General features: G+C 31.5%; 12 protein-coding genes. 11 read left to right on the top strand and 1 reads right to left on the bottom strand.

Annotated elements, in window-relative coordinates; all coding sequences use genetic code 11:
* Positions 1–3 precede the first annotated feature (3 nt).
* The 9 genes from B8965_RS00430 to B8965_RS00390 all read left to right on the top strand — a co-directional run bounded on the left by B8965_RS00430 (position 4) and on the right by B8965_RS00390 (position 12,523).
* Entirely contained in the window at positions 4–1,152 is a 1,149-nt protein-coding gene (locus tag B8965_RS00430) for an ABC transporter permease (protein ID WP_084051895.1), read from the top strand.
* Positions 1,153–1,157: 5 nt separating this feature from the next.
* On the top strand, positions 1,158–2,369 hold the full coding sequence (locus B8965_RS00425; RefSeq protein WP_084051894.1) for an ABC transporter permease: 1,212 nt from the start codon (positions 1,158–1,160) through the stop codon (positions 2,367–2,369).
* Between the two features lie 219 nt (positions 2,370–2,588).
* On the top strand, positions 2,589–4,064 hold the full coding sequence (locus B8965_RS00420) for a protein adenylyltransferase SelO (protein WP_200805848.1): 1,476 nt from the start codon (positions 2,589–2,591) through the stop codon (positions 4,062–4,064).
* Positions 4,065–4,245: 181 nt separating this feature from the next.
* Positions 4,246–4,977: an amidohydrolase family protein gene (locus tag B8965_RS00415; protein WP_084051892.1), complete on the top strand. Its 732-nt coding sequence runs from the start codon at positions 4,246–4,248 to the stop codon at positions 4,975–4,977.
* Positions 4,978–5,031: 54 nt separating this feature from the next.
* A complete protein-coding gene (locus B8965_RS00410) occupies positions 5,032–5,832 on the top strand; it encodes a lantibiotic ABC transporter permease (RefSeq protein WP_084051891.1) in 801 nt (266 codons plus the stop codon).
* Positions 5,833–6,111: 279 nt separating this feature from the next.
* Positions 6,112–6,564, top strand: coding sequence for a MarR family winged helix-turn-helix transcriptional regulator (locus B8965_RS00405; protein WP_084051890.1), 453 nt, complete (start codon positions 6,112–6,114; stop codon positions 6,562–6,564).
* Between the two features lie 4 nt (positions 6,565–6,568).
* Positions 6,569–8,794, top strand: a complete 2,226-nt coding sequence (locus B8965_RS00400; RefSeq protein WP_084051889.1) for an ABC transporter ATP-binding protein — start codon at positions 6,569–6,571, stop codon at positions 8,792–8,794.
* Between the two features lie 38 nt (positions 8,795–8,832).
* Positions 8,833–10,656 carry an ABC transporter ATP-binding protein gene (locus tag B8965_RS00395; RefSeq protein ID WP_242941900.1) on the top strand — a complete coding sequence of 608 codons (1,824 nt, stop codon included), beginning with the start codon at positions 8,833–8,835 and terminating at the stop codon, positions 10,654–10,656.
* A gap of 199 nt (positions 10,657–10,855) precedes the next feature.
* On the top strand, positions 10,856–12,523 hold the full coding sequence (locus B8965_RS00390; RefSeq protein ID WP_159446226.1) for an FUSC family protein: 1,668 nt from the start codon (positions 10,856–10,858) through the stop codon (positions 12,521–12,523).
* Between the two features lie 123 nt (positions 12,524–12,646).
* On the opposite strand, the gene hdhA is transcribed toward B8965_RS00390, so the two are convergent.
* Positions 12,647–13,447, bottom strand: coding sequence for a 7alpha-hydroxysteroid dehydrogenase (gene hdhA, locus B8965_RS00385; RefSeq protein ID WP_084051886.1), 801 nt, complete (start codon positions 13,445–13,447; stop codon positions 12,647–12,649).
* 276 nt (positions 13,448–13,723) lie between these two features.
* Here hdhA and pdxS point away from each other — a divergent pair, with 276 nt between their 5' ends.
* Positions 13,724–14,602, top strand: a complete 879-nt coding sequence (gene pdxS / locus B8965_RS00380) for a pyridoxal 5'-phosphate synthase lyase subunit PdxS (RefSeq protein WP_084051885.1) — start codon at positions 13,724–13,726, stop codon at positions 14,600–14,602.
* Entirely contained in the window at positions 14,568–15,212 is a 645-nt protein-coding gene (pdxT, locus tag B8965_RS00375) for a pyridoxal 5'-phosphate synthase glutaminase subunit PdxT (RefSeq protein WP_242941893.1), read from the top strand. Before pdxS ends, pdxT begins: the two co-directional genes overlap by 35 nt.
* Positions 15,213–15,214: the final 2 nt, after the last annotated feature.

Genomic DNA, 15,214 nt, shown 5'->3' with positions numbered 1-15,214 from the left:
ATAATGAAAGCAAAAATATTAAATTTATATAACCTGTTTTTAACACATAAAGAAGTAATAATTTCTATTATACTTCTTTTAACTATACCACCAATTGCTAGTATGATTTTAGGCTATGAATTTAAAGAACATGTAGTTAATAATGTTACTACTGCAATTGTAGATCATGATAACTCTACTTTAAGCAGAAGTTTAGTTGATAAGATAAAGACAAATGATGCTTTTAATGTAACTAATTATCCAGAAAATAATGATGATATAGAAAATTTAATCGATAAAGGTGAAATAGTTGTAGGCATGATTATTCCAGAAAATTTTTCAATAGATTTACTAAATGGGCAAGCACCTAAAGTACTTGTTGCTTATGATGGTGCCCAAATGTCTGCAGTTAGTTCAGCAAAAGGCAGAATTTCTGAAATTTTATCCACTATTAAGGCTGGCTACTTGATAGGCCTAGGAGGGGGTAAACTTGGATTAATGCCGGGAGAAGTAAAAGATCATATCATGCCATTAAACTATACATATAGATTTTTAGGAAACCCAGCTAAAAGTATATCTAATTATATGTTACAAGGAATGTTGATTGGGGTAGCCCAAGTAGGAATAGTAATTTTAGGGGTTGTAGTAGCTAATAAAAAAGGTTACTTACCATTATGGATTAAAAGTATAGTCTGTGGGCTCTTAGGTGCAATTGCTATACTCTCAACTATTATAATTCAAGTAAAATATTTTGGATTTCCCTTTAAAGGTTCAGTACTAGCAGCAATAATATTAACCGTGCTGTATAGTATAGGCATAACAAGTATTGGAATTACTCTAGGTATTTTAAAAGATGACAAAATGGAAGCAGCAAATAGTTCAATGTCTTTAGTATCAGCTACGATTTTACTTGCTGGATATACTTTTCCTGTAATGGCAATGCCGGGTATGTTCGGTCCTATTTCAAAATATGTTCCCTTTCTATATTATGGAATACCCATGAGAGATATATCTTTATTAGGGCTTAACTTAGCAGATGTTTTACCTGAAATCTATTGGCTTACTAAGTTTGTTCTCATTATGTGGGGAGTTCTTTTAATGGCCTTTTTAGCAAAAACAAAAAAGAAAAGTAAAGAAAAAAGTAAAATAGGTACTGTGGATTTGGAGATGTGATATGGATGAAATTACTAAACTTTATTAAAAATGATAAAGATAATATACTGAAAATGTTAGTTGGACCTATAGTCGCTATAGTTGGATTGTGTTTTATTTTTAGTAAGATATTTGTACTAGACATTCCTTTTGCTGTAGTGGATATGGATAATTCCTCTTTATCAAGAACTATTACCCAGCAACTAGAAATTCATCCAGGCTTAAATGTATCTACTTATCTTGATTCGGAATCAGAACTTGAAGCAGCCATAAAATCTAAAGAGGTAGTAGGAGGCATTATTATCCCTAAAGGTTTTAATAAAGATGCTGTTAAATTAAATGGGCCTAAGGCGTCAATAATTGTTGATGGCACTAATATGTTAACAGGAGGAAATGCACTTAGTTGTAGTAGCACTGTGCTAGGTACTTTAAATGCTGGTTTTCAGTTAAACGTTTTGCAAGGAGGTAATGTTCTTCCTTATAGTGCAAAACAATCACTTTCATCTTTTTCCTTTGAAGAACGAATACTTTATGATAATCAGCTTAGTTATATGAGAAATATGGTTTATATCCTAATGCCTTTTGTAATTCAGATGCTTTTTGTTACAGGTTTTTTAGTGCCAACATTAAGCCGAGAGAAAAAACAACTAGCTTCGATTGAAATCAGCAAAAAAGAAGGAAGAAAAAGGATATTGATTCTCGTAGCAAGAATTTTGATGATTATTAGTATCACGATTATTGCAAGTTTTATTGGACTTTTGTTTACAGGAAAATTATATGCTGTACCTTTACGTGGAAATGTATGGATATATGCAGCATTAATGGCAATTTTCCTAGTTAATCTTACCGCAATTAGCTTAGTTATTGCTTCGGTAGTAGAAAATATGACTCTCTTTTTACAATTTTATGGTATGACTAACTTAATCGTGATGCTCACATCAGCAGTTCCGTGGCCAGAGCATATGATGCCACCAGGATTTGCAGCAGTTGTTAAAAGTATCTGGCCATATATTCATGTAGCACTCCCCTTAAAATTATTAAATTTAAAAGGATCAGGGTGGGGTGTAATGCTTCCATATATAAAAGAAGGAATTGGTTACACTTTATTTTGGCTTCCCGTAGGAATTATTTTATACTCGGGTATGATAACTATCAAAAAATATAAAACTGAAAAGGTTTTAGAGATGCAAGATAACAGAAAACATAAAAGAGAAGAAGCCTTAGAGTCCAAGGCTTAATAAACGATTGATATTATACTAGTGATCCGAATTTTAAATTAATTAAAATTTGGATCACTATTTTTATTACCACTTCTAGGAAGACTAAGATATCCTAAATATTAATGTTGAAAATTAAAAATGACAAACTTGAAATTAATAGTGAAGTGAAATAAAGCAAATAAATATTTAGTTCAAGATGGGAGATAATGAACTTATAGTGTAAAAAGAAAGGGTGATATTATGGATAAAAATGAAGTAACTGAAATAGGTTGGAATTTAGAAAATAGCTATAAAGACTTGCCGCAAAGCTTGTTTTCGCATCTTAACTTAAATCCTGTGCCTTCACCAAAACTTGTGATTCTTAATCATCCACTAGCAAAATCTTTAGGATTTAATATAGAAAGACTACAAAGTAGTGTTGGGGTAGCGGTTCTCTCGGGTAGCAAAGTGCCGGTAGGATCTTTTCCGCTTGCGCAGAGCTATGCAGGGCATCAATTTGGTCATTTTACAATGTTAGGGGACGGACGAGCTTTACTTTTAGGGGAACAGATAACGCCTAAAGGTGAGCGGTTTGATATTCAGCTTAAAGGATCTGGCAAGACTCCATACTCGCGTGGAGGAGATGGACGAGCATCACTTGGAGCGATGTTACGAGAATATATTATTAGTGAAGCTATGCATGGACTTAATATTCCTACTACTCGAAGCTTAGCGGTAGTAACAACTGGAGAAGCTATAATTCGTGAGAAAAAGGAAATTGGTGCAATTTTAACTCGCGTGGCTTCAAGTCATATCCGTGTCGGCACTTTCCAATACGCTGCAAATTGGGGAAGTAGTGATAATCTAATAGCTTTAGCTGATTATACATTGCAAAGACATTTTCCAAATGGTGATAAAGGGGAAAATCAATATCTTTTCTTACTTCAAGAAGTAATTAAAAAGCAGGCAATGTTAATTGCAAAGTGGCAACTAGTAGGCTTTATTCATGGAGTAATGAATACGGATAATATGGTATTAAGTGGTGAGACTATTGATTATGGACCATGTGCTTTTATGGATACTTATGATCCTAAAACTGTATTTAGTTCTATTGATAGAAATGGCCGTTATGCTTATGGTAATCAGCCCCAAATTGGTGCCTGGAATTTAGCCAGATTTGCTGAAACCTTATTACCACTGCTAGATTCTAATAAAGAAAAGGCTGTTGAAATTGCTCAAAATGAAATAAAAAATTATAATAAATTATTTAATCAATTTTGGATAAATGGAATGCGAGCAAAACTTGGAATATTTAATGAAGAGCCACAAGATGAAGCTTTAATTGAAGATTTTCTAAATATCATGCAGCAGTATCAAGCGGACTTTACTAATACCTTTCGTGCTTTAACCTTAGGAAAACCTGAAGAAACAGTCTTTTTTGTTAATGAAGAGTTTACTAAATGGTATAAGTTATGGCAGTCTAGGCTTGATAGGCAAGAAGAATCAAAAGAATCCTCTTATCAGCTGATGAAAAGGAATAATCCAGCTATTATTCCACGCAATCATAGGGTAGAAGAGGCATTAGACGCTGCTGTCAAAAAAGGGGACTTTACCGTGATGGAACGATTACTTTCGGTTCTTTCAAATCCTTATACGTATTCTAAAGATCAGGAAGAATATGCTAAACTACCTTGCGCTACTAATACCCCTTATCGAACTTTTTGTGGCACTTAATAGCTTAAATGCAAGAGACTGACATTGGTTTCTTGTATTTTTGTTTAATAATTCATAATATTTAGCAGAATAATTAAAGCAAAAGTTTTTAATTATAAAGTATATACATTTTATAATTAAATTAGTAGATACAATTTAAGGATAAAGTATGTAATAATAGAAGAAAAAGGAGGTTATAGTCTTGAAAAAAATAGATGCACATGCACATATTGGTGATTTTGGAGGATGGGCAGGCGTTTCAATTAATTTAGAAGGATTAATAAAGCAAATGAATGAGTATAATATAGAAAAAACAATTTTATGTAGTTCTGATACTCATGATAATGATAATGTTGCTAATGCATTTAAAAAATATCCTGATAGAATATTACCTTTGGTTTATACAAATCCACTAGAAGGTAAAGAGGCGTTAAAAAAAATCGAACATTATGTTACTAACGAAGGATTTGTAGGTATAAAACTAAATCCATTAAGACATGCTTATGTTGCTGATGCAGAAGTAGTTGACCCTATTATAAAGAAAGCAGAAGATTTAAACTTGCCTGTATTTATGCACTGTGGGCATCCCCCACATTCATTACCTTGGAGTATAGCCCTTTTAGCAGAAAGATTTCCTAAAGTCAAGATAGTTATGATACATATGGGACATGGGCATGGAGTTTATATTGACGCAAGTATTAAAATGGCAAAACGTTATGATAACCTGTATTTAGAAATGTCAGGCATGCCAATGAATACAAAAATTAAGCAAGCATACGAAGAGGTTGGAAAAGATAGGATTATGTTTGGGACAGATTCCCCTTTTCATCATCCAACTATAGAAATACAAAAGGTATTAACTAGTGGATTAGATCAAGAAGAGTTAAAAGATGTTTTTTATAATAATGCTGCTAAATTAATGAATTTAAAATAGATCTAAGATATAGAATATAGTAAATATGAGTCAAATTAGAAGGGTGTGCTGAAAATGTTTGAAAACAAAGTAAGACCCTGGATTAAGATTTTAGTAGCAATAACTTTTTTGATTATGATTACGGCAAATTGGTTAGCGACAAGTCTTCCTATTAATGGTCTAACAACAGCAGAAGTTTCTAGTCAATTTCCAAATCTTTTTGCTCCTGCTGGATTTACCTTTGCAATTTGGGGACTAATTTATTTTGCTTTAGCTGGTTTCACAATTTATCAGTTTGGTTTTTTTCAAAGACCTAAAACAATAAGGCAAATAGAATTACTAGAAAAAGTCGGAATATATTTCTCGCTTTCTTCTTTATTTAATACAGCTTGGATATTTGCCTGGCATTATCTGATGATACCTCTTTCAATGATCTTAATGATTGCTATTCTTCTGTGTTTAATTAAAATTAATAACCTTATAAATAAAGAAAATCTATCATTTTCTGAAAAAGTATTTATAAGATTTCCTTTTAGTATTTACTATGGCTGGATTACCGTAGCAACGCTAGCTAATTTAACAACCCTCTGGGTTAGTTTAGGAGGAGATGGACTAGGTAAAACAGGGGTAATATGGGCTATTACTATGATTGTTATTGGAACGGTAATTGGATTAATGACAATCGTAAGAAATAAAAATATTGCCTATGGATTGGTTCTTATTTGGGCGTATGTGGGAATTTTATATAAGCATAAATCAGCAACAGGATTTAATGGTGAGTATCCAGAAATAATAATCACAGTAATAGTGAGTTTAATTTTATTTGTAATAGCTGAGGCTTATATCTTGTTTTTTGGTAAAAAGAATAAGTGGTAGATAATCATTTATAAAAGAATAAATTGTAATTTAAACTTAAACTTAAACCCCTCTTAGGGGTTTTTTATTTGCGCAAAATCAAGTTCTAAATTACTAATATTTAAGAAGATGGAAATAATGAAAGAGACTTTAAAATTTAAAAGTTAATTATTTACAAACAGTAAAATCCTATTTACTTTCAAATAAATTTACAGTACAATAAATTTCGCATACGAAATATGTTAATGCGAAATATACTGGATAAATATAAAAAATAATTATATTTGAAAGGAAAAAATTATGGAAGAAATAAATAACGGGATGATGCTTGTTCGTCTTTTAAAACAAATAACAGATGGAATAAGGCAAAATGTAGAATTAGAATTTATGGAATTAAATTTAACAGGGCCTCAGGGAATGCTCGTTGGCATATTAGCTCATTATGGTGAAATGAAAATAAGTGATTTAAGTGAACGAATGAAACTTTCAAACAGTACAATTTCTGGAATAGTAGATCGTCTAGAAAAGCAAGGTTTAGTAGAAAGAACAAGAAGTACTGAAGATAGAAGAGTAGTTTATGTTAAAGTAACTGCTGAATTCAAGAAAAAGGCCAAAGAGCATTTTAATCAAATAGAAGAGAAGTTTCAGAGCATTTTAAATTACAACACAACACCAGAAGAAGTGGACAAAATATTTGAGGGTTTAAATCTTCTCAAGGAATTAATGAAAAGGAATCAACAAAAGAAGGAGTGAAAATATGCTTAAATTAGCAAAACATTTAAAGCCTTTTATGGGATTAATTATCTTAGCAATTATGCTTCTTTTTGTACAGGCAATGGCAGATCTTTCGCTTCCCGACTACATGGCCAGAATTGTAAACAATGGTATCCAGCAAGGTGGAATTGTAAATGCAGTGCCAGAAGCAGTAAGGCAAAGTAAGATGGATAAGCTAACCATTTTTATGAATGAACAAGATAAAAAAGAAGTTTTAGAGCAATATAAGCTAATTGATAGATCAAGCTCTGATTATAATCAGTATGTAAAAACATATCCGACTCTCGCTAAGGAACCCATTTATGTTTCAAATAAGATAGACAAGACAAAATTTGAACAGCTTAATTCCGTAATGGGAAAATCATTTCTTGCTGTAACAGGGATTGAAAAAATGCAGACAGAGGCAAAAGATGGATTTATTTATATCATGGGAAATAAAGTCCCAGCCAATACGGATCTTTATGAACTTTTTGCTAATTTACCAGAAAATAAAAGAACTGAAATCAGTAACCAGATGAATGAACAATTTATAGCTTTAGGTGATAAGATGGTTATTCAGGCAGCAGCTAGTAGCATAAAATCTGAGTATAATGCTCTAGGAATAGATACAAATCAGATGCAAAATAAATATATTCTTAAAATGGGTATTTATATGCTCATGATAGCTTTAGTTAGTGCTGTGGCTATAGTTTTAGTAGGATTTTTATCATCTAAAACTGCAGCAGGACTTGCTAAAAACTTGCGTCAACTTGTATTTTCTAAAGTAGAAAACTTTTCTAAAACAGAACTAGATAAATTTTCTACAGCTACCCTTATAACTAGAACCACTAATGATATTACCCAAATTCAAACATTAGTTGTAATGATGATTAGAATGGTAATTTATGCCCCTATTTTAGGGGTAGGAGGAGTTTTTAAAGCTCTAAAACATAGTCCATCGATGTCTTGGATTATTGCAGTAGCAGTTATCGCACTTTTAATTTTAATAGTAGGGATATTTTCTGTTGCTATGCCAAAATTTAAATTAATCCAAAAGTTAATTGATAAATTAAACTTAGTAACAAGAGAAAACTTATCGGGAATGATGGTAATACGAGCTTTTAATACCCAAAATTTTGAAGAGAAAAGATTTGATGAGGCGAATAAAGATTTAATAAAAACTAATCTATTTGTGAATAGAGTAATGGTTTTAATGCATCCAATCATGATGTTAATAATGAATGGAATAGTCTTATTAATAGTTTGGGTTGGTGCTAACCAGATTGCAAACTCTAGTATGCAAGTAGGAGATATGATGGCATTTATGCAATATGCTATGCAAATTATAATGGCTTTCTTAATGATGTCTTTTATGTTTATTATGATTCCAAGGGCAGCAGTTTCAGCTGTGCGGATTGTAGAAGTTTTAGAAACTGAACCTGAAATAAAAGACCCAGAGCAGCCTAAAGAATTCAAAGAAAACTTAAAAAATACAGTTGAGTTTAAAGATGTATCCTTTCGTTATCAAGGTGCAGAGGAAGATATGATAAAGAAAGTTAGCTTCACAGCTTTACCAGGTCAAACAACTGCTTTTATCGGATCTACTGGTTCCGGTAAAACAACCTTAGTTAATCTAATTCCGCGTTTTTATGATGTAACTAGTGGACAGATTTTGGTAGATGGAGTAGATATAAGAGAAGTTAGTCAACACGATCTTCGTGAAAAAATAGGGTATGTACCACAAAAAAGTTCTTTATTTAGTGGAACAATTGAATCAAACCTAAAATATGCAAAAGAGGCAGCTACGGACAATGAATTATTAAAAGCGGCTGAAATCGCACAAGCTACGGAATTTATTAAGGAAAAACCAGAAGGAATAAAAACAGAAATTTCTCAAGGTGGGGCAAATGTATCGGGGGGGCAAAAGCAAAGATTATCGATTGCCCGTGCTCTCGTGAAAAAACCAGGAATCTATATATTTGATGATAGTTTTTCAGCTTTAGACTTTAAAACTGATGCAGCTTTAAGAAGAGCGTTAAGAGAAATTACAAGCTATAGTACAATTTTACTTGTAGCTCAAAGGGTATCAAGTATTATAGCGGCTGATCAAATTATAGTTCTAAATGATGGTGAAATTGTGTGTAAAGGTACACATAAGGAACTTATGGAGAATTGCCCAACATACCAAGAAATTGCGTTGTCGCAGCTGTCAAAGGAGGAATTAGCATGAGTATGAACTCCGATAAGAGAAATACAAATGTACCTAGAATGAAGCGGGGACACAAAAAAATGGTTGCAATGGGTGGCGGTGAAAAACCCCGTAACTTTAAAGAAACTATGAAAAAACTAGCTAAATATCTAAGTGTATATAAGATCTCAATTATAGTAGTTCTTATTTTTGCTATTGCAAGTGCTGGTTTTACCATTGTAGGTCCTAAAATTCTAGGAAATGCTACGACTATCTTGTTTGAAGGAGTTATGGCTAAAATTTCTGGTACTGGAAGTATTGATTTTGGAGCAATTGAAAAAATTATGCTTACTTTGATAGGACTATATTTATTAAGTGCTCTTTTTGGCTATATCCAAGGTTTTATTATGTCTGGTGTTTCAATGAAGGTTAGTTATACTCTTAGAAAAAATATAGCAGAAAAAATTAATAAAATGCCTTTTAGTTATTTTGATAATACAAATCAAGGTGAAGTGCTGTCGCGGATAACAAATGATGTTGATACCCTTAGCCAGACTTTAAATCAAAGTTTAGGACAAATAATTACTTCTGTTACAACGGTAGTGGGAGTATTAATTATGATGTTAACTATTAGTTGGGAAATGACACTAGTTGCTTTGGTAATTATTCCAATATCTATGGGTTTAATTTTATCAATTGTAAAAAAATCTCAAAAATATTTTAAACAGCAACAAGATTTTTTAGGTAATGTAAATGGTCATGTTGAGGAAATGTATGGTGCTCATCTTGTGATGAGAGCTTTTAATGGAGAAAAGAAAAGTATTGAAAAATTTGATGAGTTAAATGATAAGCTTTATGCCTCTGCTTGGAAGTCCCAATTTTTAAGTAGTATCATGCATCCACTTATGAATTTCGTGGGGAATTTAGGTTATGTTGGTGTAACTATTTTAGGAGGATATCTTGCAGCTAAACGAACCATAGAAGTTGGGGAAATTCAGGCATTTATTCAATATATACGTCAATTTAACCAACCAATTGGACAAATTGCTAATATTTCTAACATACTTCAACAAACTGCAGCATCAGCTGAGCGTGTTTTTGAGTTTTTAGAAGAGGAAGAAGAGGTACCTGAATCTTCTAATCCTGTTAACTTAAATAAACCACTTGGAAAAGTTGATTTTAAAAATGTGCATTTTGGTTATAAACAAAATGACCCTGTAATTAATGATTTTTCTATATCAATTAAGCCTGGTCAAAAGGTTGCTATAGTTGGACCTACAGGAGCGGGTAAAACTACAATTGTAAAACTACTTATGAGATTTTATGATATAAATAAGGGTAAGATTTTAATTGATGGTCATGATATAAAAGATTTTAGCCGTAATGATTTACGGTCTATGTTTGGAATGGTACTTCAAGATACTTGGCTTTATAATACGAGCATCTTAGAAAATATTCGTTATGGAAGACTTGATGCTACAGATGAAGAGGTAATTGCTTCCGCTAAAGCAGCACATGTGGATAGTTTCGTTCATAACTTGCCTGATGGATATAATATGCTTTTAAATGAAGATGCCTCAAATGTCTCCCAGGGACAAAAGCAATTAATTACCATAGCTAGAGCCATTCTTTCTGAACCCACAATTTTAATACTTGATGAGGCTACTAGCTCAGTAGATACTAGGACTGAAGTAAGAATCCAAAAAGCAATGGATTATCTAATGCAAAAAAGAACAAGTTTTATCATAGCTCATCGGTTATCTACAATTAGGGATGCAGATTTAATTCTTGTGATGGATAAAGGTGATATAGTTGAGCAAGGAAATCACGAAGTGTTATTGGAAAAAGGTGGATTTTATGCAAAATTATATGCTAGCCAATTTGAGGTAGTACCTGCAAGTTAAAGAATATAAAAATAACCTATTCGTCTTACTATGTACATGCAATAGTAGTGAATAGGTTATTTTAAATTAGGGGAAAATCAAAATTTTACAATTTAAATCCAAATATTCAAGAGAATAGCTAAAAAGTAAAAAGTGTATTATAAAGTTGAGTGAAGTTTATGTTATAATATTTAACATGTTTAATAAATGGGGGAGTGTAATGAATACGAAATTAATAAAATCCAAAACTATTACCTTTGTATTAATTATTGCATATATAATTATATTTGCTAAAATATTTGGTGAACAAAATACACTTATAGGGGTAACAGTTATAACCGCAGCTTTAATGTTATTAGAAAGAGACTTTACGATATCACCATTTAGGTATCTAATATGTTTAATAGGATTTAATTTATTTTTAGCAATAGCAGCTTTCTTAGCAGGTTTAAATATTTGGATAGGGATACCTATCAATTTTATCGCCTTATTTACTATAGGGTTTTTATTTTGCTATGATTTAAATAGTAATATGTATATTCCCTTTGGACTTCAGTATTTATTCATGTTAAGTGCTCCAGTAGGATCGGTAGATTTAGGAGTTAGACTAATATCTTTAATTTTTGGTTCAATAACTATCATCATTATGCAATTTTATTTTAATAAAAGTAGACTAGAAAAAACAGGTAATAAAATTATAGCTCATATTTCAGAGTTATTATTAGAAAAGGTACAAGTAATTAAAGAGGAAAAAAGTACACTCGATGTAGATTTTATTATTAAAAGAAATGTTATAGAGCTGAAAAAACTGATTGCTCATAGAAGGAAAAAGTCCTTTTATTTAACTGAAGGCGGGAGGATTAACTTAAGAATTTTAGTAATCTTCGAATATATAAGTGAAAGATTAAATAATCTCGATGGATTTTATAATCGTGAAGATAAATTAAGCATTTTGCAAGATTTTCAGTATAGCTTAGATAAAATAATTAATAACCGCAATAAATTTAATAAATTAGAAGCACAAAAAAATATTGAAATTAAATGCCAAGATAAAAAATTAGCAGAGCAATTAGAATTATTATATAATCATTTTAGTGAGTTAGAAAGTTTAGAAGATCCCGATAATATTATAAAGTCAACTGAAGTTCCTAAAATATTTAATGTTTTTGAGGTAACGAAGAGAAACCTTAAAATTAATACTGTGAGATTTTCTTATGCGCTTAAATTAGGTATTTGCGGTGGATTTTCAATTTTCATTATGGATTATTTCAAAATACCAGAAGGAAGATGGATGGCATATACGGTTTTTGCGCTGATACAGCCTTATTATGAAAATTCTAAAGTTAAATCAAGGCAAAGGCTAAAAGGGACACTCATAGGTGGAGTGATTTCATTTATTGTATTTTCTATATTTCAAAATCCAGTTATTAAAACTATTATGATTTTAACTGCTGGATATCTAGATGGATTTAGTACAACTTACGATAAAAAAATGATTTGTGTAACTGTTTCAGCACTCGGGGCAGCTTCTTTAACTTTAAATATTGAAGGACAGTTATTTTATCGTTTACTATTCTTAGGCCTAGGATTACTAGTAGCTTTCATTGGTAATAAGATGATACTTCCGTATAACTTAGAAAAAGCTAATAATGATTTAATGCTTATGGGAGATTCAGTAATAGATTATATTAACAGAGAATTTAATTTATCTAAAAAAGGTGAAAATAATTATCATACTATAGAAAATTTATATATAATTGCTTCTTTAATAGAAAATAAGTTAATGATCAATAATAGTAGTGATTATAGTAGGTTTGTCTCTAAGAAAAATAAAATGGTAGATAAAATTTATCGCAAATCGCTACTATTAGGGAAAGTTAGTAATTAACATTATTAAATTGTTAATGAAAAAAGTCTCATAAATATGGAGGGCACTGAAAATCTTATGATTTTTAGTGCCCTCTAATTATGAGGCTTTTTTTTATCCTAAGATTGAAAAATTTATTATTTTCTAACCCTTACTTTTCATATCGCCATAAAAAGGATACATCGGAGATGGAAGACCAAATCCTCCTGCAACAGGGATAGTTTCTCCCGTAATAAAGGAGGACATGTCACTTGCTAAATAAAGCACTGCATTAGCTATGTCTTCGGGTTTACCTACTCTGTTTAAAGGAACTGTCTTTATAAAAGTAGATAAAAATTCTGGAGACATATTATCTGCTGCTGCATCTGTTTCTATGTAGCCAGGTAAAACAGCATTACAACGTATATTTTGTTTAGCATATTGAACAGCTATATTTTTTGTGATGAAGTTAATAGCTGCTTTAGCAGTTCCATAAGCTAAACGTGTTACATCAGGAAACATTCCCCCGACAGAGGAAATATTAATTATACTTCCTCCACCAGTCTTAATCATAGATTGTACTGCAGATTTTGAGGGAACGTAAACGCTTCTCATGTTTTGCTCGACAATATCAAAGAAAGATTCCGTATCACCGTTTACGAGGTCAAAATCTACCTTAACATCCGTAGCCCCATAATTATTTACTAAAATATCAATTTTTCCTTCTTTAGCAATTAGCTCTTCGATCATTGCAGAGTATGTTTCATGTTTCATAGCATCAAAATATACTACGTCTGCCCAGCCACCGGCTGCAATAATTTCATTTGCAATATTTTTACCTGCATCTAATCTTCTCACAGCTAGATATACTTTAGCCTTATGTTCTGCTAATTTTTTTGCACAAGCAAGGCCAATTCCTCGTGTTGAAGATGTTACTAGAGCTATTTTATTTTCTAATAAATTCATAAAAAAATCCTCCTTATAATTATATAATGCGTAAAATTAATTTTATTATTAAAATAAATATTATCTATATTATGTATAAATGTCAATAAACATACATGATGTTGTAATTTTAAGAGAACATATTTAAATTACAAATATGTGTATTGATACAATTATAAAATATTGATTAAACCATATAAACTTGATTGAATGCAAGCAAAGTGTATGGCATAATATGAACAAATAAATCGTTATCAGTACAATTGTAGCGATACATTTAATTGGGGGTATGTTTTTATGGAAAATAGATATGAATTAAACAAGAATCTTGCACAAATGCTTAAAGGTGGAGTTATTATGGATGTAACAAATCCTGAAGAAGCAAAAATTGCAGAAGAAGCTGGTGCATGCGCTGTAATGGCTCTTGAAAGAGTACCAGCTGATATTAGAAAAAATGGCGGAGTAGCAAGAGCATCAGATCCACAAATGATTAAAGAAATACAAAAGGCAGTTTCGATTCCTGTAATGGCAAAAGTAAGAATTGGACATTTTGTTGAAGCTCAAATATTAGAAGCTCTTAATGTAGATTATATTGATGAAAGTGAAGTATTAACTCCTGCTGATCCAACTTTACATATAAATAAAAAAGAATTCAAGATTCCTTTTGTATGTGGAGCTAAAAATTTAGGAGAAGCATTAAGAAGAATTGGGGAAGGGGCATCAATGATAAGAACTAAGGGAGAACCTGGAACCGGTGATGTTATTGAAGCTGTAAAACATATGCGTATGATGAATTCTGAAATAAGAAGAATACAAGGACTTGCTAAAGAAGAATTAATGAATGCAGCTAAAGAATTACAAGCTCCAATTCATTTAGTTGAATACGTTCATGAACATGGAAAGCTTCCAGTTGTAAACTTTGCCGCTGGTGGTGTTGCTACACCTGCTGATGCAGCAATGATGATGCAACTTGGTTGTGATGGAGTATTTGTAGGTTCTGGCATATTTAAGTCTGGAGATCCTAGAAAAAGAGCAAGTGCAATTGTAAAGGCTGTTACTCACTTTAAGGATCCTAAGATGCTTGCTGAAGTTTCTGAAAATCTAGGAGAAGCAATGGTAGGAATAAATGTTTATTCAATAAATGAGGAAGAAAAAATGGCTAATAGAGGATACTAATATGAGAAATATTGGTGTTTTAGCATTACAAGGTGCATTTAAAGAACATATAAAAATTATCAAGTCTTTAGGTCATAACGCCATAGAAATAAGAAATGCTGATCAACTCGAGGGTATAGATGGAATTATTCTACCTGGGGGAGAAAGTACAACTATGGGAAAACTATTAGTTGATTTTAATATGAAAGATATTTTAAAATCAAAAATCAAGAATGGTTTTCCTGTGTGGGGAACTTGTGCTGGATTGATTTTATTGGCTAAAGAGATAGAAGGTTATGAACATTCTCATCTAAGTGTTATGAATATTAAAGTAAAAAGAAATGCTTATGGAAGACAATTAGATAGTTTTATTACTAACGAAAAAATCCCAAAGGTTTCTGAGAAGGAAATTCCACTTGTGTTTATTAGGGCACCGTATATTGTAGAAACAGCTGAAAATGTTGAAATTATTCACAAGTTAGAGGGAAATATTGTTGCAGCACGGCAAGACAATATGCTCGCAACATCGTTTCATCCTGAATTAACTAATAATACTTGTTTTCATGAGTATTTTATAAAAATGATGGGTGTGCCAGTAGAAAATTCTAAAAAATGTGTTTCTTCTTTTTAGAA

It is taken from the genome of Desulfonispora thiosulfatigenes DSM 11270 (assembly GCF_900176035.1).
Classification (GTDB): domain Bacteria; phylum Bacillota; class Peptococcia; order Peptococcales; family Desulfonisporaceae; genus Desulfonispora; species Desulfonispora thiosulfatigenes.
The sequence above is the reverse complement of the archived record's forward strand: the minus strand, read 5'-3'. Positions and strand labels throughout refer to the sequence as shown.

Excerpts from the sequence above, each read along its gene's own strand:
- B8965_RS00430 (WP_084051895.1), top strand. The coding sequence starts at position 4 with ATGAAAGCAAAAATATTAAATTTATATAACCTGTTTTTAACACATAAA.
- B8965_RS00425 (WP_084051894.1), top strand. The coding sequence starts at position 1,158 with ATGAAATTACTAAACTTTATTAAAAATGATAAAGATAATATACTGAAA.
- B8965_RS00410 (WP_084051891.1), top strand. The coding sequence starts at position 5,032 with ATGTTTGAAAACAAAGTAAGACCCTGGATTAAGATTTTAGTAGCAATA.
- B8965_RS00405 (WP_084051890.1), top strand. The coding sequence starts at position 6,112 with ATGGAAGAAATAAATAACGGGATGATGCTTGTTCGTCTTTTAAAACAA.
- B8965_RS00400 (WP_084051889.1), top strand. The coding sequence starts at position 6,569 with ATGCTTAAATTAGCAAAACATTTAAAGCCTTTTATGGGATTAATTATC.
- B8965_RS00395 (WP_242941900.1), top strand. The coding sequence starts at position 8,833 with ATGAAGCGGGGACACAAAAAAATGGTTGCAATGGGTGGCGGTGAAAAA.
- B8965_RS00390 (WP_159446226.1), top strand. The coding sequence starts at position 10,856 with ATGAATACGAAATTAATAAAATCCAAAACTATTACCTTTGTATTAATT.
- hdhA (WP_084051886.1), bottom strand. The coding sequence starts at position 13,447 with ATGAATTTATTAGAAAATAAAATAGCTCTAGTAACATCTTCAACACGA.
- pdxS (WP_084051885.1), top strand. The coding sequence starts at position 13,724 with ATGGAAAATAGATATGAATTAAACAAGAATCTTGCACAAATGCTTAAA.
- pdxT (WP_242941893.1), top strand. The coding sequence starts at position 14,568 with ATGAGGAAGAAAAAATGGCTAATAGAGGATACTAATATGAGAAATATT.